Consider the following 20,100-nt stretch of genomic DNA (forward strand, 5'->3'; position numbering starts at 1 on the left):
CAAGCGTTCCTGGCTGGTTGACCGTTGGAATCGGCAGCGTTGATCGTTTCATAATCGTCGCTGATCCTCTGGCCGTTGAAGCCGTTGGAATCGGCAGCGTTTTCGCAGAGTGCCGTGGCTTTGTTTCGCGAGCGGTCCACGCTGCTTGACCCCTGGAATCGGCAGCGAAGTTGGTTTCGCAATCGTCGTTTATCCTCTGACCACCATCGCGCTCGGCTTCGAGAAGATGCAACCCGGCTCGCTGAGCGGTGGCGCCCAGGACCGCGAATCGCCGATGGCCAGACACGTCAAGGCGATGTCCGAGATCGACGAGTTTGCGATGCCCGTCGCACCGTGGATGTTCGGCGCCGCCGGCCGCGAACACATGCGCCAATACGGCAGCACCGCAGAACATTTCGCGAAGATCGGCTACAAAAACCACAAGCACTCGGTTAACAACCGATTGGCGCAGTTCCAGGAGTCCTACACCCTCGACGACATCCTGGCAGCGCGGATGATCTCCGACCCGCTGACCAAGCTGCAGTGTTCGCCGACATCGGACGGCTCGGGTGCGGCGGTCCTGGCCAGCGAGTCGTTTGTCGACAAACATGGGTTGGCCGGCCAGGCGACCGAGATCGTCGGACAAGCCATGACTACCGATTTCGAATCGACCTTCGACGGCACCGCCAAAGCACTCATTGGCTACGACATGAATGTGCAAGCCGCACAACAGGTCTACGAGCAATCCCGCCTTGGCCCAGAAGACTTTCAGGTGATCGAGCTGCATGACTGCTTCTCGGCCAACGAGCTGTTGCTCTACGAGGCGCTGGGCCTGTGTGGGCCGGGTGAGGCGCCCAAGCTGATCGACAACGGCGACACCACATATGGGGGGCGCTGGGTCGTCAATCCCTCCGGTGGCCTGATCTCTAAGGGGCACCCGCTGGGCGCGACCGGTTTGGCTCAATGCGCCGAACTGACCTGGCAGCTGCGCGGCGCCGCCGACAAACGTCAAGTCGACAATGTGACCGCTGCCTTGCAGCACAACATTGGGCTCGGTGGTGCGGCCGTCGTCACTGCCTATCAGCGCGCCGAACGATAAACTACTGCGCTACCATCCAGATCGCTTGCGCGGCTGGACTTCCCAGGTCGACGGTGGTGGGCACGCCGTCAGCCGATTCGACCGCCACGGAGATCATCCCGGCGAATTCGCGGCGGGTCAGCACCCGCAGCCGCGAGTCGAGGCTGATACCGATGCTGTCGAAATAGCGCAGCATCTCGGGGTCTTTGTCGGATATCCGCGCTACCGTGCCGGCGTCGCCGTCGGCGCATGACCACAGCTGGCGAGCCGGTGGCGTGGGCACTTGCCCGTCGGAGCCCGGGATCGGGTCGCCGTGCGGATCGCGCTGCGGGTAACCCAGCTTGGCGTCGATGCGCGCCACCAGCCGGTCGGAGACCGCGTGCTCGAGCACCTCGGCCTCGTCGTGCACTTCGTCCCAGCGGTAACCGAGCTCCGTGACCAGGAAGGCTTCCAGTAGCCGGTGGCGGCGCACCATCGCCAGCGCCGCCCGGCGCCCCGACTCGGTCAGCGTGACCGCGCCGTACTTCTCGTGGTCGACCAGACCCTGCTCGGCGAGTTTGCGGATCGATTCCGAGGCCGTGCTTGCCGAAACCCCGAGCTTCTCGGCCAGCATCTTCGTGCTCACCTTGTCCAGCGACCACTCCTGGGCGTTCCAGATGACTTTCAGATAGTCCTGGGCAACCGCGGTGAGCTCGTTGGGCTCGTCGGCAGGGCGCACAACGGAAGTTTAAGCAATCCTCACCTGATCTGGGGCTCTCGCACGATCAGCAGCTACCTTGCACCGTAGGCTTGCTCTTGTGCAGCGGTGGCGCGGCCAGGACGAGATACCGACGGACTGGGGCAGATGCGTGCTCACCATCGGGGTGTTCGACGGTCTGCACCGCGGGCACGCCGAGCTGATCGCGCATGCGGTGAAATCGGGCCGCGCGCGGGGAGTGCCGGCGGTGATGATGACGTTTGACCCGCACCCGATGGAAGTGGTCTTTCCCGGCAGTCACCCCGCTCAGTTGACGACGTTGACCCGGCGTGCCGAGCTCGCCGAGGAGTTCGGCATCGATGTGTTTCTGGTAATGCCGTTCACCACGGATTTCATGAAGCTCACGCCGGAGCGCTACGTCCACGAATTGCTTGTCGAAAACCTGCACGTCGTGGAGGTCGTGGTGGGTGAGAACTTCACCTTCGGCAAAAAGGCCGCCGGCACTGTCGACACGCTGCGCCGCGCCGGCGAGCGGTTCGGGTTCGCGGTGGAGTCGATGTCATTGGTTTCCGAGCACCACGATACCGAAACCGTGACGTTCTCGGCGACCTACATCCGGTCCTGCGTGGACGCCGGAGACGTGGTAGCGGCGGCCGAGGCGTTGGGCCGTCCACACCGCGTCGAAGGCGTGGTGGTGCGCGGCGACGGGCGGGGCACCGAGATGGGCTTCCCCACCGCCAACGTGGCGCCGCCGATGTATTCGGCCATCCCGGCCGACGGCGTCTATGCCGCGTGGTTCACCGTCCTCGGGCACGGACCCGTGACCGGCACGGTGGTGCCGGGCGAGCGCTACCAGGCGGCGGTTTCGGTGGGCACCAATCCGACCTTCTCTGGACGCACCCGCACGGTCGAGGCGTTTGTGCTCGACACCGCCGCCGATCTGTACGGCCAGCATGTGGCGCTGGACTTCGTCGCGCGTATCCGCGGGCAGAAGAAGTTCGGATCGGTGAAGGATCTCGTCGCCGCCATGGGCACCGACACCGAGCGCGCCCGCTCCTTGCTGTCTGCGGGCTGACCTGGCCTTGATTGGCCAGCTCGCCCCCTCGCCGCTACGCGGCTGGGGGTGCCCCCACCTCGGGCTGCTCGGCAGCCCGCATCGTCGCTGACCTGGCCTTTTCAGGTTCACGGGGTGGCCGCTGCTAGACTTCCCGACGACACGGCGCGTGCTGCAGTTCGCGGCGGCCGCAGCCCAGATCGACGATCGCGGACCGATTGATGGAGATATTTCGTGGCGCTGACTGCCGAGCAAAAAAAGGAAATCCTGGGCTCTTACGGCCTGCATGAGACCGACACCGGATCCCCTGAGGCGCAGGTCGCCCTGCTGACTAGGCGGATCGCCGACCTGACCGAGCACCTCAAGGTGCACAAGCACGACCACCACTCGCGGCGGGGTCTGCTGCTGTTGGTGGGACGGCGGCGCCGGCTGCTGAAGTACGTGGCCCAGATCGATGTGGAGCGGTACCGCTCGCTTATCGACCGGCTGGGTCTGCGCCGCTGACCCTGCCCCGCGCGGGTAGGAATCGCCAGGTCGGCGTGTAGAGTGAGGGCGTTCTGGGCCGTATCGGCCCGAGCAGGTGCGGCGCGCGCGATCCGCGCGCACCGTCCCAGCGAGTCACAAGGGACCTGCATCGCGCGGTCTTCGGTAGTGGCTGCCGGGCTCCCGAATCGGGGCAGGTCGGCAGCTTCGATCGACGGCCGTAGCCGCATCCAGGCTCTCCGAACCTCCGGGTTGAGCGTGACCACGCGAAACAGCTGAATAAACCCAGAGAGGCCGCACGGACTTCCATGTCTGTAGCTGAAATTGACCAAGGCGTGTTCGAAGCGACCGCCATCATCGACAACGGGAGCTTCGGTTCCCGCACCATCCGTTTTGAGACCGGTCGGCTGGCTTTGCAAGCCGCCGGCGCCGTCGTCGCCTACCTCGACGACGAGACCATGCTGCTGTCGGCTACCACCGCCGGCAAGAGTCCCAAAGAGCAATTCGACTTCTTTCCGCTGACCGTCGACGTCGAGGAGCGGATGTATGCCGCCGGCCGCATCCCCGGCTCGTTCTTCCGTCGCGAGGGCCGGCCGTCCACCGACGCGATCCTGACCTGCCGGCTCATCGACCGGCCGCTGCGTCCGTCGTTCGTCGACGGGTTACGCAACGAGATCCAGGTCGTGGTGACGATCCTCAGCCTGGATCCCAACGAGCTCTACGACGTGGTGGCGATCAACGCCGCATCCGCTTCCACCCAGCTGGCCGGTCTGCCGTTCTCGGGCCCGGTCGGCGGCGTCCGGGTGGCGCTGATCGACGGCACCTGGGTGGCATTCCCGACGGTCGAGCAGGCCGAGCGGGCGGTGTTCGACATGGTGGTGGCCGGGCGCGTGGTATCCGGCTCGTCTAGTACCGAAGGCCCCAACGCCGACGTGGCCATCATGATGGTCGAAGCCGAGGCCACCGAGAACATCATCGAGCTCATCGCGGGCGGCGCCCAAGCGCCGACCGAAGCCGTTGTGGCGCAAGGCCTGGAGGCCGCCAAGCCGTTCATCGCCGCGTTGTGTACCGCGCAGCAGGAGCTGGCCGACGCCGCGGCGAAACCCACCGGTGAATACCCGGTGTTCCCCGACTACGGCGACGACGTGTACTACTCGGTGTCCTCGGTGGCCACCGACGAGCTGTCCGCCGCCCTGACGATCTCCGGCAAGAACGAGCGCAATACCCGCACCAACGAAATCAAGGCCGAGGTGCTCGAGCGGCTGGCCGACACCTACGCGGGCCGGGAGAAAGAGGTCGGGGCGGCGTTTCGCGCGCTGACGAAGAAACTTGTGCGGCAGCGCATCCTGAGCGACCACTTCCGCATCGACGGCCGCGGCATCACCGACATCCGCGCCCTGTCAACGGAAGTCGCGGTGGTGCCACGGGCGCACGGCAGCGCGCTCTTCGAGCGCGGCGAGACTCAGATCCTGGGTGTGACCACCCTCGACATGGTCAAGATGGCTCAGCAGATCGACTCGCTGGGGCCGGAGACCTCCAAGCGCTACATGCACCACTACAACTTCCCGCCGTTCTCCACCGGGGAAACCGGTCGGGTCGGCTCGCCCAAGCGGCGCGAGATCGGTCACGGCGCACTGGCCGAACGGGCGCTGGTGCCGGTGCTGCCCCCGGTCGAAGAGTTCCCCTACGCCATCCGTCAGGTCTCGGAAGCCTTAAGCTCCAACGGTTCCACCTCGATGGGCTCGGTATGCGCCTCGACCCTGGCGCTGCTGAACGCCGGGGTTCCGCTCAAGGCGCCGGTCGCCGGCATCGCGATGGGTCTGGTGTCTGACGACGTCGAGGTCGAAGGCGGCGGCACTGAGCGCCGCTTCGTCACCCTCACCGACATCTTGGGGGCCGAAGACGCGTTCGGCGACATGGACTTCAAGGTCGCCGGTACCAAGGACTTCGTCACCGCGTTGCAGCTGGACACCAAACTCGACGGGATTCCGTCGCAGGTGCTCGCGGGCGCGCTCGAGCAGGCCAAAGACGCCCGGCTCACCATCTTGGAGGTGATGGCCGAGGCCATCGACAAACCCGACGAGATGAGCCCGTATGCGCCGCGGGTCACCACGATCAAGGTGCCGGTGGACAAGATCGGCGAGGTCATCGGTCCCAAGGGCAAGATCATCAACGCCATCACCGAGGAAACCGGCGCGCAGATCTCCATCGAGGACGACGGCACCGTGTTCGTCGGCGCCACCGACGGACCTTCGGCACAGGCCGCGATCGACCGGATCAACGCGATCGCCAACCCGCAGCTGCCCAAGACCGGCGAGCGATTCCTCGGAACAGTGGTCAAGACCACCGACTTCGGTGCGTTCGTGTCGCTGCTGCCGGGTCGCGACGGGCTGGTGCACATCTCCAAACTCGGCAGGGGCAAGCGCATCGCGAAGGTCGAGGACGTCGTCAACGTCGGCGACAAGTTGCGCGTGGAAATCGCCGACATCGACAAGCGCGGCAAGATCTCGTTGGTACTCGTCGACGAAGAAGCCGGAGAATCCGGCGACGGTGACGCAGCACCTCCCTCGGAGACCGCGGAAGCCGATTCGTCGGGTTCTCAGCGGGCCGACCACCGGCCCGCATCGTCGCCGACGGAAGCCGATGCCGCAACGGCCAGCAGTTAGTCCGGGGACGCAGCCGCTGCGACGCGGCCGGCATAGCGCCGAGCCGTCTTCGGCGTTCCGCCGCACCACCCTGCCCGGGGGATTGCGAGTCGTCACCGAATACCTTCCGGCGGTGCACTCCGCGTCGGTCGGGGTTTGGGTGGGCGTCGGATCGCGCGACGAGGGTGCGACCGTGGCCGGGGCCGCGCACTTCCTGGAGCATCTGCTGTTCAAGTCCACCCCGACGCGAACGGCTGTCGACATCGCGCAGGCGATGGACGCGGTCGGCGGCGAGCTGAACGCGTTCACCGCCAAGGAGCACACCTGCTACTACGCGCATGTGCTCGACAGCGATCTGGAGCTGGCCGTCGACCTGGTCGCTGACGTGGTGCTCAACGGGCGTTGCGCCACCGACGATGTCGAGCTCGAGCGCGACGTCGTGCTCGAGGAGATCGCCATGCGTGACGACGACCCAGAGGACGCACTGGGCGACATGTTCCTGGCGGCGCTGTTCGGTGACCACCCGGTGGGCCGTCCGGTAATCGGCAGCGTGCAATCTGTGTCGGCGATGACGCGCGCTCGACTGCATTCGTTTCACGTGCGGCGCTATACACCCGAGCGGATGGTCGTCGCCGTGGCGGGCAATGTCGACCATGATGACGTGGTGGCGTTGGTCCGCGAGCACTTTGGGCCGCGGTTGATCAGGGATCGGCGGCCGGTGCCGCCGCGCAAGGGCACCGGCCGGATCGCCGGTCGCCCTCGGTTGATGTTGGCCAACCGGAACGCCGAGCAGACGCATGTCTGTCTGGGGGTGCGCACGCCTGGCCGGTATTGGAAGCACCGCTGGGCCCTCTCGGTGCTCAACACCGCGCTCGGCGGTGGCTTGAGTTCGCGCTTGTTCCAACAGGTTCGGGAATCCCGCGGGTTGGCGTACTCGGTCTACTCGTCGTTGGACATGTTCTCCGACAGCGGTGCGCTGTCGGTGTACGCCGCGTGCCTGCCCGAGCGTTTCGGCGAAGTGGCGCGGGTGACCACCGAGGTGCTCGAGACGGTGGCGCGCGACGGCATCACCGAGGCGGAATGCCGGATCGCCAAGGGTTCGCTGCGCGGCGGGCTGGTGCTCGGCTTGGAGGACTCCAATTCCCGGATGAACCGCATCGGCCGAAGCGAACTCAACTACGCTGAGCACCGAAGTATCGACCGCACATTGCAGGAGCTCGGCGAGGTCACCGTGGACCAGGTTAATGCGGCGGCCCGCCAGCTGCTGGGTAAGCCCTACGGCGTGGCCGTTCTTGGTCCTCACCAGTCGAAAAGGTCGCTGCCTCAACAGCTTCGGGCGATAGCGGGGTAACGCCATGGTACTGGGGTTCTGGGATCTCGACGTGCCGATCGTGGGCGCGCCGATGGCGGGTGGCTCGGGTACGCCGGCACTGGCCGCGGCGGTGACGAACGCGGGCGGCCTTGGTTGCATCGCTAGTGGCTATGTGAGCCCGGAACGCCTCGCCAACGACATCGCAGCCGCGCGTGCCGCGACCACCGGCCCGATCGGCGTCAACCTGTTCGTGCCGCAACCCAGCGTCGCCGACGTCTATCAGCTGGACCACTACGCCGAGGCGCTCGACGAGCTCGCCGAGCACTACGGGGTCGAGATCGGTTACCCGCACTTTGGTGACGACGACGGCTGGCAGCAAAAACTCGAGGTGGTGGCCGACCTACGGCCAGAGATGGTGTCGTTCACCTTCGGCGCCCCGCCACCGGACGTCATGCGGTGGTTGGGTGCACTGGGAATGCTGCTTTTCAACACCGTGACATCAGCCTACGAGGCCGGAGTGGCCCTGGCCGCCGGTGCGGACGGCTTGATCGTCCAGGGCCCGGATGCCGGCGGGCACCGCGGTACCTTCGCGCCGGACATGGAACCGGGTACCGAGTCGTTGCACGAGTTGCTCGCCCGGATTCGCCGCAACGCGCGCGATGTACCGCTCATCGCAGCCGGCGGACTCGGCACCACCGAAGACGTTGCCGCCGTGATCAACCGGGGAGCGGTGGCCGCCCAGATCGGTACCTCGCTGTTGCTCGCCGACGAAGCCGGGACCAACGCCGCACACCGGGCCGCCCTGCAGCATCCGGAGTTCGTCAGCACCGTTGTGACTCGGGCATTTTCGGGCCGGTACGCGCGCGGTCTGGAGAACGACTTCGCCCGGCTGTTCGACGACGTAGCGCCGTTGGGCTACCCCGAGGTCAACCAGATGACCTCGCCGATCCGTAAGGCCTCGGCCGCCTTGGACGACCCGCACGGCACCAACCTGTGGGCGGGCACGGCGTACCGGGCGGCCCGGTCCGGGCCTGCGGCGGACATCGTCAAAAAGCTCGGCGACGTCTAGCGAGCGGTCACACCTGGGGCGTGCGGTGTGCCCACGGCTTAGCCAATTCCAGTTGGCTGGCCACTCGGAGCAGAACGTCTTCGCGGCCATACGCGGCCGCCAATTGCACCCCGACCGGCAGCCCCTCTGCGGTCCACTCACCGGGCACGTTGATCGCGGGCTGGCCGCTCATGTTGAACGGCGGAGTGAACGGAATGAACTGGCCCGACCGTTCCATGGCATCCATCGGGTGATCCCGATTGTTGCCGATGGTCCCGAGCGGCAGCGGGAGTTCGGCCACCGTCGGTGTGAGCAACAGATCCCAGCCATCGGCCCACCACGACTGCAACGCGCGCCGGAAGTGGGTGGTGGCCGATAGTGCGAGTGCATAGTCGACGGCGCTGATGTGGGCGGCGAACTCTGCCTGCACGCGGTTCATGGGTTCGAACTCGTCCTCGCCGAGCGCCCGTCCAAGTTGTTCCTCGAACCGCCGCAGGCTGACGCCCACGTTCGTGCTCCACATGGCCCCGAAGCGCAAGCTGAGCCCGGTGTCCTCGAGCGCTGCGGGCCAAGCTGGTTCGACCGTATGGCCGAAGGATTCGAGCAACGTGGCGACTGACCGCGCGGCCGCGGTGCATTCGGGCGCGACGCCTGCTCCTTGGGGATGGTGGTCGAGCAGGCCGATGCGTAACCGGCCCGGGTCGGCACCGACCTCGTCGACATACGGGCGCGATGGGGCGGGCGCGATCACCGTGTCGCCGATGGCAGGTCCCCGAACAGCGTCGAGCAGTGTCGCGGTGTCGCGCACCGTACGACTCACGCAAAGCTCAACCGACAGCGCGGTTTCGTCGCGGATCGGACCCAACGAGATCCTCCCCTGGCTGGGCTTCAGGCCAACCAGCCCACAACACGAGGCGGGAATGCGGATCGAGCCGCCACCATCGCTGGCGTGCGCGAACGGGACCATGCCGCTGGCGACGGAGGCCGCCGCGCCGCCGCTCGACCCGCCGGGTGAACGACTGAGGTCCCACGGGTTGTGCGTTGCGCCCCAGGCGAGCGGTTCGGTGGTCGGCACGCTTCCGAGTTCGGGACTGTTGGTCCGGCCGGCGATCACCAAACCGGCGCGACGGTAGCGGGCGACCAACGTGGTGTCGGCATCCGATATCACCTTCTCGTTTTTGAATGCGAGGTTGCCGTTGCTGATGGGCTGGCCGGCATAGCCGGCGAACAGGTCCTTGATGAGGAACGGCACGCCACGGAAAGGCCCGTCGGGCAGCTCAGCGCGGGCCGTGTCGCGAGCATGATCGAACCAGCGGATCACCACTGCGTTGAGCACGGGGTCGATGCGCTCGATGCGCTCGATGGCCGCTTCGAGCAATTCGAGCGGCGTCACCTCACCGTTTCTCACCAGGGCGGCCTGGTCGACCGCATCCATCCAACGGGTCTCGTCGGCGAGTGAACTCACGCGGTCTGTGTAGCACGCGGCTACTGCGGGGAGTCCGTCAGGTCAGCACGTCGGCGGGGTTTGTGAACGGCAGCGCCAGGTCGGCGGCCACTCGCCGACACAGCAACGCTCCGTCGTGTGTCGAAAGGCCTTTAGCGAGAGCAGGATTCGACCGGCAAGCCGCTTGCCAACCGTGGTCGGCGAGTTCGATCACATAGGGCATCGTTGCGTTGGTTAACGCGAACGTCGACGTTTTCGGCACCGAAGCGGGCATGTTCGCCACGCAGTAGAACAGCGTGTCGTATACGGCGAACGTCGGGGTGTCATGCGTGGTCGGGTGGGAGCCCTCGAAGCAGCCGCCCTGGTCTATGGCAATGTCGACCAGCACCGCACCCGGTTTCATCTGCGCGACAAGAGAATTCGACACCAATTTGGGCGCCTTGGCGCCGGGCAGCAGCACAGCGCCGATGACCAGGTCGGCGTGTTTCACGGCTTCCTCGAGCTCCAAGGCGGTCGAGTAGCGGGTCTGCACTCGGCCGCCGAACACGGTGTCGAGATCGCGCAGCCTGTTGATGTTGACGTCGAGGACCGTGACCGTTGCGCCCATCCCGTCGGCGACACGGGCGGCGTTGTAGCCCGCGGTACCGCCGCCTACCACGACGACGTTGGCCGGCTCGACACCGGGCACGCCGCCCATCAGCACGCCGCGGCCGCCGTGGGTGCGCATCAGGTGATAGGCACCGACCTGAGCGGACAGCCGCCCGGCGACCTCGCTCATCGGGGCCAGCAGCGGCAATGCGCCGTCGGCGGTCTGGACGGTCTCGTAGGCGATCGAGGTGGTGGCCGAAGCCAGCAGCGCGTCGGTGCAGGCACGGGAGGCGGCCAGGTGCAGGTAGGTGAACAGGGTCTGCTCGCACCGCATCCGGGTGTATTCGATCGGCACCGGTTCCTTGACCTTGAGCACCAGATCGGCCTGGGCCCACACTTCCTCTGCGGTGGCGACCACTTGCGCGCCCGCGGCCTTGAAATCGCTGTCGGCGATTGCCGAACCCTCGCCGGCGCCGGCCTGGATAAACACCTCGTGGCCGCGGCGGGTCAGCTCGGCGACGCCGGAGGGGGTTATCGCCACTCGGAACTCGTTGTTCTTGGTCTCGGTTGGAATTCCGACGTGCATGATCGCTCCCTGAATCGCCTGAATCGGAGGAAATGACCTCAACTCAATTGTGAAGAAAGTTCGGACATCATTCAAAGACCATGAAGACACATCTGTAAGATTGCCTGATGCCCGCAGAAATCACGGAAAACGCGGCCAACACCGGGGTCGCGCCGAACGATCTTCGGCCGGCCGGTCTCGACCACGTGGACCGCCGAATTTTGAGCCTGCTGCACGCGGACGCCCGCATCACCAACAGCGCGCTGGCCGCCGAACTCGACATCGCCGCGTCGACCTGTCACGGCCGGGTCCGGAGGTTGCTGGACTTGGGTGTCATTCGCGGCTTCTACGCGGACATCGACCCGGTCGCGGTCGGATTGCCGCTGCAGGCGATGATCTCGGTCAGCCTGCAGTCCCACGCCCGCGGCAAGATCCGCGACTTCATTCAGCACATTCGTCGCAGGCCCCAGGTGATGGATGTCTACTTCCTGGCCGGTGCCGACGATTTCATCTTGCACGTCGCCGCTCGCGACACCGAGGACCTGCGCTCATTCGTCGTGGAAAACCTCAACGCCGACGCCGACGTGGCCGGCACCCAGACGTCGCTGATCTTCGAGCACCTGCGCGGGGCCGCGCCCATCTGAATATTTCCCGATACCGGGGGTACCGGGTACGCTGCTGTGCGAACGGGCCTTAGACATTAGGCTCGACTTTGTAAACCTGAGCTGAAGGCAGGGATGCACGATGTTCACGGTCAACGACCACGCCGTCGGTCCGCATCTGTCACGTCGGGGGGCGCGGGACGACCACGAACGACTGGTCCTCGAGGCGCGGGACGTCGACTTCGACTGGGCGAAGCTGCCGTTCCACTATGTGCCGGGTGAGCCGTTCACCACCCATATGCTGAATGTCCTGCACCTGCTGCTGCCCGCCGGCGAAGAGTTCTTCGTCGACGTATTCAAAAAGACCTTGCCGCTGATCAAGGACGACCAACTGCGGCTTGACGTGCAGGGATTCATCGGCCAGGAGGCGATGCATTCTCAAGCGCATTCTGGTGTGCTGGACTACTTCGCCGCCAACAATGTCGACGTGACGCCGTTCACCGACCAGATCGCCTGGTTGTTCGGAAAGCTGATGGGCGACCGGCCCCGGTGGAGTCTGCGACGACGGCACAGCTGGTTGCTCGAGCAGGTGGCGACCGTGGCGGCAATCGAGCATTACACCGCGATCCTGGGCGAATGGATTCTGGACACTCCGCAGCTTGACGCGGTCGGCACCGACCCGGTGATGCTGGACATGCTGCGCTGGCATGGTGCGGAGGAAGTCGAGCACAAGGCCGTCGCCTTCGACGTGATGAAGCATCTGCGGGCCGGGTACTGGCGGCAGGTGCGGACCCAGCTGGTGGTCATGCCGATGATGCTGCTGATGTGGATGCGTGGGGTGCGATTCATGTATTCGGTGGACCCGCAGCGAACGCCCGGAGCCAAAGCGCGGTGGCGAGATTACTTCAAGGCCGCGCGACGTGGTCTGATGCCTGGGCCGCTGCGGTTCATACGGGTTATCGCCGCCTACTACAAGCCGAATTTCCATCCGTCACAGCTGGGCGGGGTCGAGCGGGCGGTTGACTACCTTGCCATTTCGCCCGCCGCCCGCGCCTCCCACTGAGCCAAGAGGAATCGATGACCACCATTTCGGCGCCGCCGACCCGTACCACCGTGACCGCCTCCGACGGCGTCACGCTGGCCGTGCACGCCTATACCGAAATCGACCGGCAGCGTCCGACCGTTCTCGCGATTCACGGCTACCCCGATAACCATCACCTGTGGGACGGGGTGGCCGCGCACCTAGGTGGCCACCACAACGGCCGGTACAACTTCGCGGCGTATGACGTTCGTGGAGCGGGCGAATCCGCCCGCCCGCCCGGCCGGTCCGGCTACCGCTTCCCCCAACTGATCTCTGATGTCGGTGCGGTGATCGACAGCCTGGGTGTCGATCAGGTGCACTTGCTGGCCCACGATTGGGGTTCCATTCAGGGCTGGGCCGCGGTCACCGACGACGCGGTGATGAGCAAAATCGCATCGTTCACGTCGATCTCGGGACCGCACTTGAATTATGCGGGCAAGTTCTTGCGGTCACCGCGCACTCCGCGCGGCGTCTTTGACGTGGTTAGGCAGTTCTTGGCGTCGGGTTACATCTGGTTCTTTCTGAGCCCCGGTCTGCCGGAGTTGATGATCCGGTCCGGATTAGGAGTGAAAGTCATTGACGCCTTTGGGCGTATCGGCAACTCGAGCACCCGGACCGAATCTCGTGCGCCGGTCCGGTCAACGGGCGACTACGTCAATGGCCTCAACCTGTACCGGGCCAACATGCCCGCGCCATTTCTTGCCCCCGGCGCTCAGCTGCCTGCGACCAAAGTTCCGGTCCAGGTGCTGGTGCCGCGCAAGGACATCTTCGTCACGCCCGCGCTGCAGCGGTTCACCGGATCAATCCCGTTGGGCAGCAGGGTCATTCCGATCGAAGGCGGCCATTGGGTGGTGACCTCGCGTCCGGACGTCATCGCCAGGCTGACCAGCGAATGGATCGACCGAGTCGTCAGCGGCGCGGCGTCGCCGAGCGCGTCCGTCGTGGGCACCGGGCGGCGTGACGTCCGTGGCAAGCTCGCATTGGTCACCGGGGCGGGTGCCGGGATAGGTCGGGCCACTGCGCTCGAACTGGCCCGGAAAGGTGCCCGCGCCGTCATGATCGTCGACCGCGATCTCGCCGCGGCGGAGGAGACTGCGGCGGCTGTCCGAGACGCCGGTGGCGATGCCGCGGTCTACCAGGCCGACGTCGGCGACGAAACAGCGATGAACAAGCTTGCCGCACAAGTCAACGACGAGCACGGCGTGGTGGACATCCTGGTGAACAACGCAGGCATCGGGATGGCGGGTCGGTTCCTGGAGACGACGCCGGCGCATTGGGACAACATCTTGGCGGTGAATCTGCGCGGCGTGCTCAACGGTAGCCGGGCGTTCGGCACGCAGATGGTCGACCGCGGCCAAGGCGGCACCATCATCAACGTGTCGTCGGCCGCGGCGTTTCTCCCGTCGAAGTCGATGATCGCCTACGGCACGACCAAGGCCGCGGTGCTGGCGTTCAGCGAATCACTGCGCGCCGACCTGGCCGACGAAGGCATCACCGTCACGGCGGTGTGCCCGGGGTTCGTCAACACGAATATCGCCAAAAGCACCGTCTACGCCGGGATGACGGTCGACGAGCAGCAACGTGCCCGGCGGAAGGCCGACGCCGCGTACCGGCGTCGCAACTACACGCCGGAAGCCACCGCTAAGGCGATCGTCAAGGCCGTCAAGACGGGCCCACCGGTGCTGCCGATCGCGGCCGAATCGAGGGTTGGTTATGCGATGCGCCGCATCAGTCCGTCGTTGGTCCGGCTGTTGGCGCGCTACGACATCCGGCAGTAATAAGAATTGACATTGGCCGTGCCGCAAAGTATCTGGGCTAGCAGGTCCGCCGACATCTACGGTCCCCGTAAGCGGGACCGTTTCTGCACGGCGTTGTGGGGTGTGGGCGTGGTGCTCGGCGGGTTCGCCTCGGCGACGCGATGGAAACCGTCGCGGGTCGTGCCGGTCGGCCGGACGCATACCGCCGTCGTAACCAAGCGCGAGCTCCTCACCCCGGACGTGGTCGCGTTGACCCTGGCCGACGCCGGCGGGGGAGTGCTCCCGTCGTGGACGCCCGGTGGGCATATCGACGTGCAGCTGCCTTCCGGCCGTCGTCGCCAGTACTCGCTGTGCGGTCCGCCCGGGCGGCGGATCGACTACCGCATCGCGGTACGCCGGATCGCTGACGGCGGCGGCGGTTCGATCGAGATGCATGACGCATTCGACGTCGGCGACTCGCTGGTGTTCGAGGGTCCGCGCAACGCGTTCTATCTCGGTGCCGGCGAGCGTGATGTGCTATTCGTGATCGGCGGAATCGGGGTGACCCCCATCCTGCCGATGATACGCGCGGCTGCAATGCGCGCGATCAATTGGCGCGCAGTCTATGCGGGTAGCAGTCGCGAATACATGCCGCTGCTCGACGAGGTGGTGTCGGTGGCTCCCGACCGGGTCACCGTGTGGGCCGACGACGAGCGTGGTCGATTCGCCAGTGCCGACGATTTGCTCCTCGGCGCCGGGCCGACGACTGCGGTGTACGTCTGCGGGCCGACCGGAATGCTGGAATCGGTGCGCATCGCCCGCGACGAGTACGCCAATGCGCCACTGCATTACGAGCGGTTCAGCACGCCTCCCGTTGTCGACGGTGTGCCGTTCCAGCTGGAACTTGCGCGATCCCGGCGGGTGCTCGACGTTCCTGCCAATCGGTCGGCGCTCGATGTCATGCTCGACAATGATCCGACGACGGCATATTCCTGCCGGCCAGGGTTTTGCGGGACATGCAAGGTCAACGTTCTCAGCGGGCAGATTAATCGCCGCGGTCGCACCGCAGAGGCCGACGGCGAGATGCTGGTCTGCGTCTCACGCGCCACTGGCGGCCGTGTGGTGATCGACGCCTGATCGCCGACAGCGGTCAGGCGCCCGCCAGCTCGTCGCCGAAGAAGCGTTCGGGATGGTGATAGTCGTTGGTCCGGGCCTGGCCGTGGTCGAGGTGCGGAGGTGGAATCCACTGGGTTTGACCGTTGGCGAGCTTCATTGTCCGCCAGCCTTTATCAGCTAACGTGTGATCGGGTTTGCAGGCGAGAGTCAGGTTATCGATATCGGTCAGGCCGCCGCGGGCCCAATCCTCGACATGGTGGACTTCGGTCCAGTATCCCGGCACGTCGCAGCCGGGGGCCGTACACCCGCGGTCCTTGGCGTAGAGCACCACACGCTGATCCGCGGACGCGATGCGTCGGGTGCGTCCTAAATACAAGGGGCGGCTTTGGTGTTCGTCGAACACCGCCAGGTAATGGTAGGCGTGGCCGGCCATGCGGATCAGGTCGCGCATGGGCAGCAGTGTCCCGCAACCCGTCACCGCCTGTCCGGCGCCTGCGGCGAGTTCCTGCAGCGTGGTCGACACGATGACAGTTACCGGTAATCCGTTGTGCATTCCGAGTTTCGGGTCGCCCAGCTGGCCGCGCACCAACGCGTTGAGTGCATCGTGTTGACGCTGAGCATGACTGCGCACATCCTTACTGACGACATCCTGGTCGGGTTCGCTTACGACGCATGGGCTTTCATCTTCGGGATTGCACATGCCCGGGGCGGCGAACCGGGCCAGCCAGGCGTCGAGGTTGGCCCGCAGCTCCGGAGAAGCGACGAGCTTGCCGAGGCTCATTCCGTCGGGCCGCTCTGCCGACCAGGTAAAGCCGCGATGACGCGCGCGGTCGACGTCCGAGAACTTCCCATCGGGATTGATCAGCACGGCACACCGGTTCGCCACCTTCTCCAGCTGGTCTGGCCGCAGCTGGGCTGACTGCTCGGCCAGGAAGCGCTCCGTGCACTCAACTGTGTCGACAGGGGTGTCCGCCGGCAGGTCACGCACGAACGTCTGGATCACCCGCAGGTGCTGCTGATCGAGCATCCCGGCCCGCCATGCCTGGGCAGTCGCTGGCAACTCCGGCGACAGCGTTTCGCCGGTAATCGTCATCCGCGGGGTGAGCTGTTCGGCATCGCGCATCCGACGGCGTGCTTCTGCGCAGCTGATTCGCAACCAGTCCGCGATCACCTTGTGGACCGGGCCGCCGACGTCGGCCGGATCCTCCTTCGTCAAGCCGGCGATGAGATCGTGGCTGAGCACCGCCTGCCGACGTCGCGCGGTTTCAAGCCGCTGCAGTGCTTGCAACCGAACCTCAGGCGCGTAGATGTCGAAGTCTAACTCGCCGATCGCCGCCGCGGCCGCGTCGAGCGCATCGAAGGCAGCAGCCAGCTCAGGCGGCGCGGCGATGCAAGTCGAACCCATGTTCGAAACATTACCTACGTCCATGGACGTTGGCCGCCGCCGAATCCCCAACTGTGGATAACCGCCGAACTGTGGATAACTGACACCACGGCAGCCCCGTCTAGGGTGAAACCATGCGGGTAGCGGTGCTGGGATCGAAGGGCAAAGTCGGCGCGACCATGGTCCAGGCGGTGCAGGCCGCCGAGGATCTGACCCTGTCCGCAGAGGTCGACGCCGGTGATCCGCTGAGCCTGCTGACCGACAACAAAACCGAGGTCGTCATCGACTTCACCCACCCCGATGTCGTGATGGACAACCTGAAGTTCTTGATCGACAACGGGATTCACGCTGTTGTCGGAACCACCGGCTTCACCGACGAACGACTGCAACAGGTGCGGGCATGGCTGGCCGCTAAACCCGACGTATCGGCGCTCATTGCGCCCAATTTCGCCATTGGCGCGGTGTTATCCATGCACTTCGCCCGCCAGGCGGCACCCTTCTACGAATCGGTCGAAGTCATCGAACTGCATCACCCGCACAAAGCCGACGCACCCTCGGGAACGGCCGCCCGAACGGCCGCGCTGATCGCCGAGGCACGAAAAGAGTTGCCGCCCAACCCGGATGCCACCACGGCGAGCTTGCCCGGCGCCCGCGGCGCCGACGTCGACGGCGTCCCGGTGCACTCGGTGCGATTGGCCGGGCTGGTGGCCCACCAGGAAGTCTTGTTCGGCACCGCGGGAGAGACCCTGACCATCCGGCACGACAGCATGGACCGCACGTCGTTCGTGCCCGGGGTGCTGTTGGCGGTCCGTCGGGTCGCCGAACAGCCGGGCCTGACGGTTGGGATTGAATCTCTGCTCAACCTGCAATGACCGGGACGTCGCGCAGTCCGCGCATCCAGCTGACGATCGCGTTCATGTGCGCGGCGCTGCTGGTGTACCTGGTGTTGCTCGGCCGGACTGCCGTGCTGATGATCAGCTCCGGGCGGGCCGTCGCCGTCGTCTTGGGTGTGGCGCTGTTGATACTGCCCGCCATCGGCCTATGGGCGATGATCGCCACGTTGCGCGCCGGCTTCACCCACCAGAAGCTGGCCCGACTCGTCGTCGAAGACGGGATGGAGCTCGACGTCAGCGCGCTGCCCCGGCGGCCGTCCGGTCGCATCGAGCGCGACGCGGCCGACGCCCTGTTCGACACGGTCCGTGCTGAACTGGACAATGATCCGGACGACTGGCGGCGCTGGTATCGGCTGGCGCGCGCCTACGACTACGCGGGAGATCGCGGTCGCGCGCGGGAAGCCATGAGGAAAGCCGTCGAACTGCAAGGGCGCGAATGAGCAAGACGCTGTTGGTAATTCACCACACCCCGTCGCCGCATTGCCAGGAGCTGTTCGAGGCAGTGCTGGCTGGCGCGACCGATCCCGAGATCGAGGGCGTAGAGGTCGTGCGCCGACCGGCGCTGACGGTCTCGCCGGTCGAGATGCTGGAAGCCGACGGTTACCTGCTGGGCAGCCCGGCGAACCTGGGCTACATTTCGGGCGCTCTGAAGCACGCGTTCGACTGCGCCTACTACCAGATTCTGGACACCACCCAGGGCCGACCGTTCGGTGTCTGGCTGCACGGCAACGAGGGAACCGAGGGAGCCGAGCGCGGCCTAGCCGCCATCACCACCGGGCTGGGCTGGGTGCAGGCCGCAGAGACGGTTGTCGTTGCGGGCAAGCCCGACAAGGCCGATGTCGAGGCGTGTTGGAACCTCGGTGCGACGGTTGCCGCGCATTTGATGCAGTGACGTTGACACCCTCGCCGTATCACTCGCCTCGGTCGGGACGTGATCGAAGCGCCTCTAACGCCTTGGCTGACTCGCTGCCAGGCTCGGCGTAATAAATCAGCAGGTGCTGCCCACCCGAGTGCGGTACGACGAGCCGGTTCCGGTGGAGATGAAGATCGCCAACTAGCGGGTGACGCATGTGGATGATGCCCTTGCGGTAACCGACATCCGCGCGTGCCCACAGCTCGCGAAAGCGCTGGCTTGCAGCTGCCAGCTCGTCGATCAACTCACGCAACCGCGGATCGTCCATGTCGCTACCGGCGACCTCGCGTAACCCGCTCACCGCGATTTCGGTCGCCTCGTCCCAATTGACATAGAGCTCGCGGGCGGCGGGTTCGAGAAGGCGCCAGCGCAGAAAGTTTTGTCCGGGTGTGAAGCCGGGTGACAGCGCGCGGGCGCAGGGATTTGCGGCCAGCACGTCCTGGCATCTGCTGGCCACAATCGCCGGCATTGAAAACTGATCGATCAGTTGATCCAGCCCATTCGCAGCTGTTTCTGCGGCTGGCTGAGGCCGGCGGCCGTCGGTCGCAGTCGCCAGCTGGTACAAGTACTCCGTCGCCTGGCGGTCGAGTTGCAGAGCGCGCGCGAGGGCGTCCACAACTTGTGCGGACGGGTGCGTGTCCCGGCCCTGCTCGAGTCGCAAATAGTACGCGGAGCTGATGCCGGCCAGGGTTGCCAGCTCCTCGCGGCGTAAACCCGGAACACGCCGCCGCGCGCCAGCATCTAACCCGACGTCTGCGGGACGAACCTGCTCGCGTCGCGCACGCAGGTAATCACCCAGCGGGTTGGTCCTCACCGCCACCACCCGATGCTAAGGCTGTCCCTGTCAATACCACGATTAATTGGGACCCCTTGCCAACCCGTCTCGCGGAATTCGCAATGCGTGCGGTGCGCTCATGGTGGTCGTAAAGGATCAACTCACCCAAGCAAGGAGGACGCAATGTCCACGATCCACTTCCATGAGGCGACCACCTCCACTCCCGAGCAGTTCATCGCCGGGCTCACCGATTTCGGACCGGGCCGCGCGAAGGTCTTTCCAAACAGCGCTGATTCGTACCTCAAGGTTCATCACTGGGGACCTCATGACGCGGACGTCACCGAGGGCTCGGGCGGCATCTGGGAACGTCTGCATTACGACTGGTCGGATCGCAACCACGTGAAGGTCACGACCACCGAGTCCAATATGTTTGGCGGCGCGTCGGGCTACACCTACACATTGCGTAGGCAGCCCAACGGAACAACTGATGTAGACGTCGTCATCGTCCGCGAGGGAAAGAACCTCAAGGGACGGGTGCTGTCTGGCGTGCTGGGAACCATCGGCAAGCGCTCGTTGGGAAAGGCCTTCGCCCACAGCGTCAAGGCCATCGAAGCCCGCAGCGACGCCGGCGTGGCGGGCGCGTCCTGACCGCCTGGAGGTGGTGCAGGCAGCCCGCGCTGGCGGTCTCACCGGTCGAAACGCGGGAG

Annotated in this window: 18 protein-coding genes and 1 pseudogene; 14 read left to right on the forward strand and 5 right to left on the reverse strand. The window is 65.8% G+C overall.

Annotated features, from left to right (window positions below; translation table 11 throughout):
- Positions 1-205: 205 nt before the first annotated feature.
- Positions 206-1,078 (forward strand): annotated as a pseudogene (locus ACLQI9_RS18280) (thiolase C-terminal domain-containing protein); the annotation flags it as partial.
- A gap of 1 nt (position 1,079) precedes the next feature.
- On the opposite strand, the gene mntR reads toward ACLQI9_RS18280, so the two are convergent.
- Positions 1,080-1,775, reverse strand: coding sequence for a manganese-binding transcriptional regulator MntR (gene mntR / locus ACLQI9_RS18285; RefSeq protein ID WP_442378588.1), 696 nt, complete (start codon positions 1,773-1,775; stop codon positions 1,080-1,082).
- A 79-nt stretch (positions 1,776-1,854) separates the two neighbouring features.
- Between mntR and ACLQI9_RS18290 the strand changes: the two genes are divergently transcribed.
- From ACLQI9_RS18290 to ACLQI9_RS18310, 5 genes are all read left to right on the forward strand, one after another.
- Positions 1,855-2,829, forward strand: a complete 975-nt coding sequence (locus tag ACLQI9_RS18290; RefSeq protein ID WP_442378587.1) for a bifunctional riboflavin kinase/FAD synthetase — start codon at positions 1,855-1,857, stop codon at positions 2,827-2,829.
- Positions 2,830-3,042: 213 nt separating this feature from the next.
- Positions 3,043-3,312 (forward strand): 30S ribosomal protein S15, encoded by a 270-nt coding sequence (rpsO, locus tag ACLQI9_RS18295; RefSeq protein ID WP_085196319.1) that lies wholly within the window; start codon positions 3,043-3,045, stop codon positions 3,310-3,312.
- A 287-nt stretch (positions 3,313-3,599) separates the two neighbouring features.
- Entirely contained in the window at positions 3,600-5,957 is a 2,358-nt protein-coding gene (locus ACLQI9_RS18300; RefSeq protein ID WP_442378586.1) for a polyribonucleotide nucleotidyltransferase, read from the forward strand.
- Entirely contained in the window at positions 5,935-7,287 is a 1,353-nt protein-coding gene (locus ACLQI9_RS18305) for a M16 family metallopeptidase (protein WP_442378585.1), read from the forward strand. The genes ACLQI9_RS18300 and ACLQI9_RS18305 overlap by 23 nt, the downstream gene beginning before the upstream one ends.
- Before the next feature lie 4 nt (positions 7,288-7,291).
- On the forward strand, positions 7,292-8,317 hold the full coding sequence (locus ACLQI9_RS18310; protein WP_442378584.1) for a nitronate monooxygenase: 1,026 nt from the start codon (positions 7,292-7,294) through the stop codon (positions 8,315-8,317).
- A 7-nt stretch (positions 8,318-8,324) separates the two neighbouring features.
- Here the strand turns inward: ACLQI9_RS18310 and ACLQI9_RS18315 are convergent, their stop codons facing one another.
- Positions 8,325-9,761: an amidase gene (locus ACLQI9_RS18315; RefSeq protein ID WP_442378583.1), complete on the reverse strand. Its 1,437-nt coding sequence runs from the start codon at positions 9,759-9,761 to the stop codon at positions 8,325-8,327.
- A gap of 37 nt (positions 9,762-9,798) precedes the next feature.
- Positions 9,799-10,914 (reverse strand): alanine dehydrogenase, encoded by a 1,116-nt coding sequence (gene ald / locus ACLQI9_RS18320; RefSeq protein WP_442378582.1) that lies wholly within the window; start codon positions 10,912-10,914, stop codon positions 9,799-9,801.
- Positions 10,915-11,021: 107 nt separating this feature from the next.
- On the opposite strand from ald, the gene ACLQI9_RS18325 reads away from it, so the two are divergent.
- The 4 genes from ACLQI9_RS18325 (at position 11,022) to ACLQI9_RS18340 (ending at position 15,449) form a co-directional block, all read left to right on the forward strand.
- Positions 11,022-11,537, forward strand: coding sequence for an Lrp/AsnC family transcriptional regulator (locus ACLQI9_RS18325; protein WP_442378581.1), 516 nt, complete (start codon positions 11,022-11,024; stop codon positions 11,535-11,537).
- Between the two features lie 100 nt (positions 11,538-11,637).
- The gene (locus ACLQI9_RS18330) at positions 11,638-12,558 is read left to right on the forward strand and encodes a metal-dependent hydrolase (protein ID WP_442378580.1); all 921 of its coding nucleotides are present in this window, start codon (positions 11,638-11,640) and stop codon (positions 12,556-12,558) included.
- A gap of 14 nt (positions 12,559-12,572) precedes the next feature.
- Positions 12,573-14,354, forward strand: a complete 1,782-nt coding sequence (locus ACLQI9_RS18335) for an SDR family oxidoreductase (RefSeq protein ID WP_442378579.1) — start codon at positions 12,573-12,575, stop codon at positions 14,352-14,354.
- A gap of 12 nt (positions 14,355-14,366) precedes the next feature.
- On the forward strand, positions 14,367-15,449 hold the full coding sequence (locus tag ACLQI9_RS18340) for a PDR/VanB family oxidoreductase (protein ID WP_442378578.1): 1,083 nt from the start codon (positions 14,367-14,369) through the stop codon (positions 15,447-15,449).
- A gap of 13 nt (positions 15,450-15,462) precedes the next feature.
- Here ACLQI9_RS18340 and ACLQI9_RS18345 read toward each other — a convergent pair whose 3' ends face one another.
- Positions 15,463-16,833: an HNH endonuclease signature motif containing protein gene (locus tag ACLQI9_RS18345; protein WP_442378577.1), complete on the reverse strand. Its 1,371-nt coding sequence runs from the start codon at positions 16,831-16,833 to the stop codon at positions 15,463-15,465.
- 113 nt (positions 16,834-16,946) lie between these two features.
- Between ACLQI9_RS18345 and dapB the strand changes: the two genes are divergently transcribed.
- From dapB to ACLQI9_RS18360, 3 genes are read left to right on the forward strand one after another with little or no spacing between them, the layout of a single operon-like run.
- Positions 16,947-17,684: a 4-hydroxy-tetrahydrodipicolinate reductase gene (gene dapB, locus ACLQI9_RS18350; protein ID WP_442378576.1), complete on the forward strand. Its 738-nt coding sequence runs from the start codon at positions 16,947-16,949 to the stop codon at positions 17,682-17,684.
- A complete protein-coding gene (locus ACLQI9_RS18355; protein WP_442378575.1) occupies positions 17,681-18,145 on the forward strand; it encodes a hypothetical protein in 465 nt (154 codons plus the stop codon). The genes dapB and ACLQI9_RS18355 overlap by 4 nt, the downstream gene beginning before the upstream one ends.
- A complete protein-coding gene (locus ACLQI9_RS18360) occupies positions 18,142-18,597 on the forward strand; it encodes a flavodoxin family protein (RefSeq protein ID WP_442378574.1) in 456 nt (151 codons plus the stop codon). The genes ACLQI9_RS18355 and ACLQI9_RS18360 overlap by 4 nt, the downstream gene beginning before the upstream one ends.
- Positions 18,598-18,616: 19 nt before the next feature.
- On the opposite strand, the gene ACLQI9_RS18365 is transcribed toward ACLQI9_RS18360, so the two are convergent.
- Positions 18,617-19,438, reverse strand: coding sequence for a helix-turn-helix domain-containing protein (locus ACLQI9_RS18365; RefSeq protein WP_442378573.1), 822 nt, complete (start codon positions 19,436-19,438; stop codon positions 18,617-18,619).
- Between the two features lie 138 nt (positions 19,439-19,576).
- Here ACLQI9_RS18365 and ACLQI9_RS18370 point away from each other — a divergent pair, with 138 nt between their 5' ends.
- The gene (locus tag ACLQI9_RS18370) at positions 19,577-20,041 is read left to right on the forward strand and encodes a hypothetical protein (RefSeq protein ID WP_442378572.1); all 465 of its coding nucleotides are present in this window, start codon (positions 19,577-19,579) and stop codon (positions 20,039-20,041) included.
- The last annotated feature ends 59 nt before the right edge of the window (positions 20,042-20,100 follow it).

The organism is Mycobacterium sp. (assembly GCF_052143115.1).
Classification (GTDB): Bacteria; Actinomycetota; Actinomycetes; order Mycobacteriales; family Mycobacteriaceae; genus Mycobacterium.

What these genes read in the sequence shown, in the direction of transcription:
- ACLQI9_RS18300 (WP_442378586.1), top strand. Translation starts at nt 3,600, where the DNA reads ATGTCTGTAGCTGAAATTGACCAAGGCGTGTTCGAAGCGACCGCCATC.
- ACLQI9_RS18305 (WP_442378585.1), top strand. Translation starts at nt 5,935, where the DNA reads ATGCCGCAACGGCCAGCAGTTAGTCCGGGGACGCAGCCGCTGCGACGC.
- ACLQI9_RS18310 (WP_442378584.1), top strand. Translation starts at nt 7,292, where the DNA reads ATGGTACTGGGGTTCTGGGATCTCGACGTGCCGATCGTGGGCGCGCCG.
- ald (WP_442378582.1), bottom strand. Translation starts at nt 10,914, where the DNA reads ATGCACGTCGGAATTCCAACCGAGACCAAGAACAACGAGTTCCGAGTG.
- ACLQI9_RS18325 (WP_442378581.1), top strand. Translation starts at nt 11,022, where the DNA reads ATGCCCGCAGAAATCACGGAAAACGCGGCCAACACCGGGGTCGCGCCG.
- ACLQI9_RS18330 (WP_442378580.1), top strand. Translation starts at nt 11,638, where the DNA reads ATGTTCACGGTCAACGACCACGCCGTCGGTCCGCATCTGTCACGTCGG.
- ACLQI9_RS18335 (WP_442378579.1), top strand. Translation starts at nt 12,573, where the DNA reads ATGACCACCATTTCGGCGCCGCCGACCCGTACCACCGTGACCGCCTCC.
- ACLQI9_RS18345 (WP_442378577.1), bottom strand. Translation starts at nt 16,833, where the DNA reads ATGGGTTCGACTTGCATCGCCGCGCCGCCTGAGCTGGCTGCTGCCTTC.
- dapB (WP_442378576.1), top strand. Translation starts at nt 16,947, where the DNA reads ATGCGGGTAGCGGTGCTGGGATCGAAGGGCAAAGTCGGCGCGACCATG.
- ACLQI9_RS18355 (WP_442378575.1), top strand. Translation starts at nt 17,681, where the DNA reads ATGACCGGGACGTCGCGCAGTCCGCGCATCCAGCTGACGATCGCGTTC.
- ACLQI9_RS18360 (WP_442378574.1), top strand. Translation starts at nt 18,142, where the DNA reads ATGAGCAAGACGCTGTTGGTAATTCACCACACCCCGTCGCCGCATTGC.
- ACLQI9_RS18370 (WP_442378572.1), top strand. Translation starts at nt 19,577, where the DNA reads ATGTCCACGATCCACTTCCATGAGGCGACCACCTCCACTCCCGAGCAG.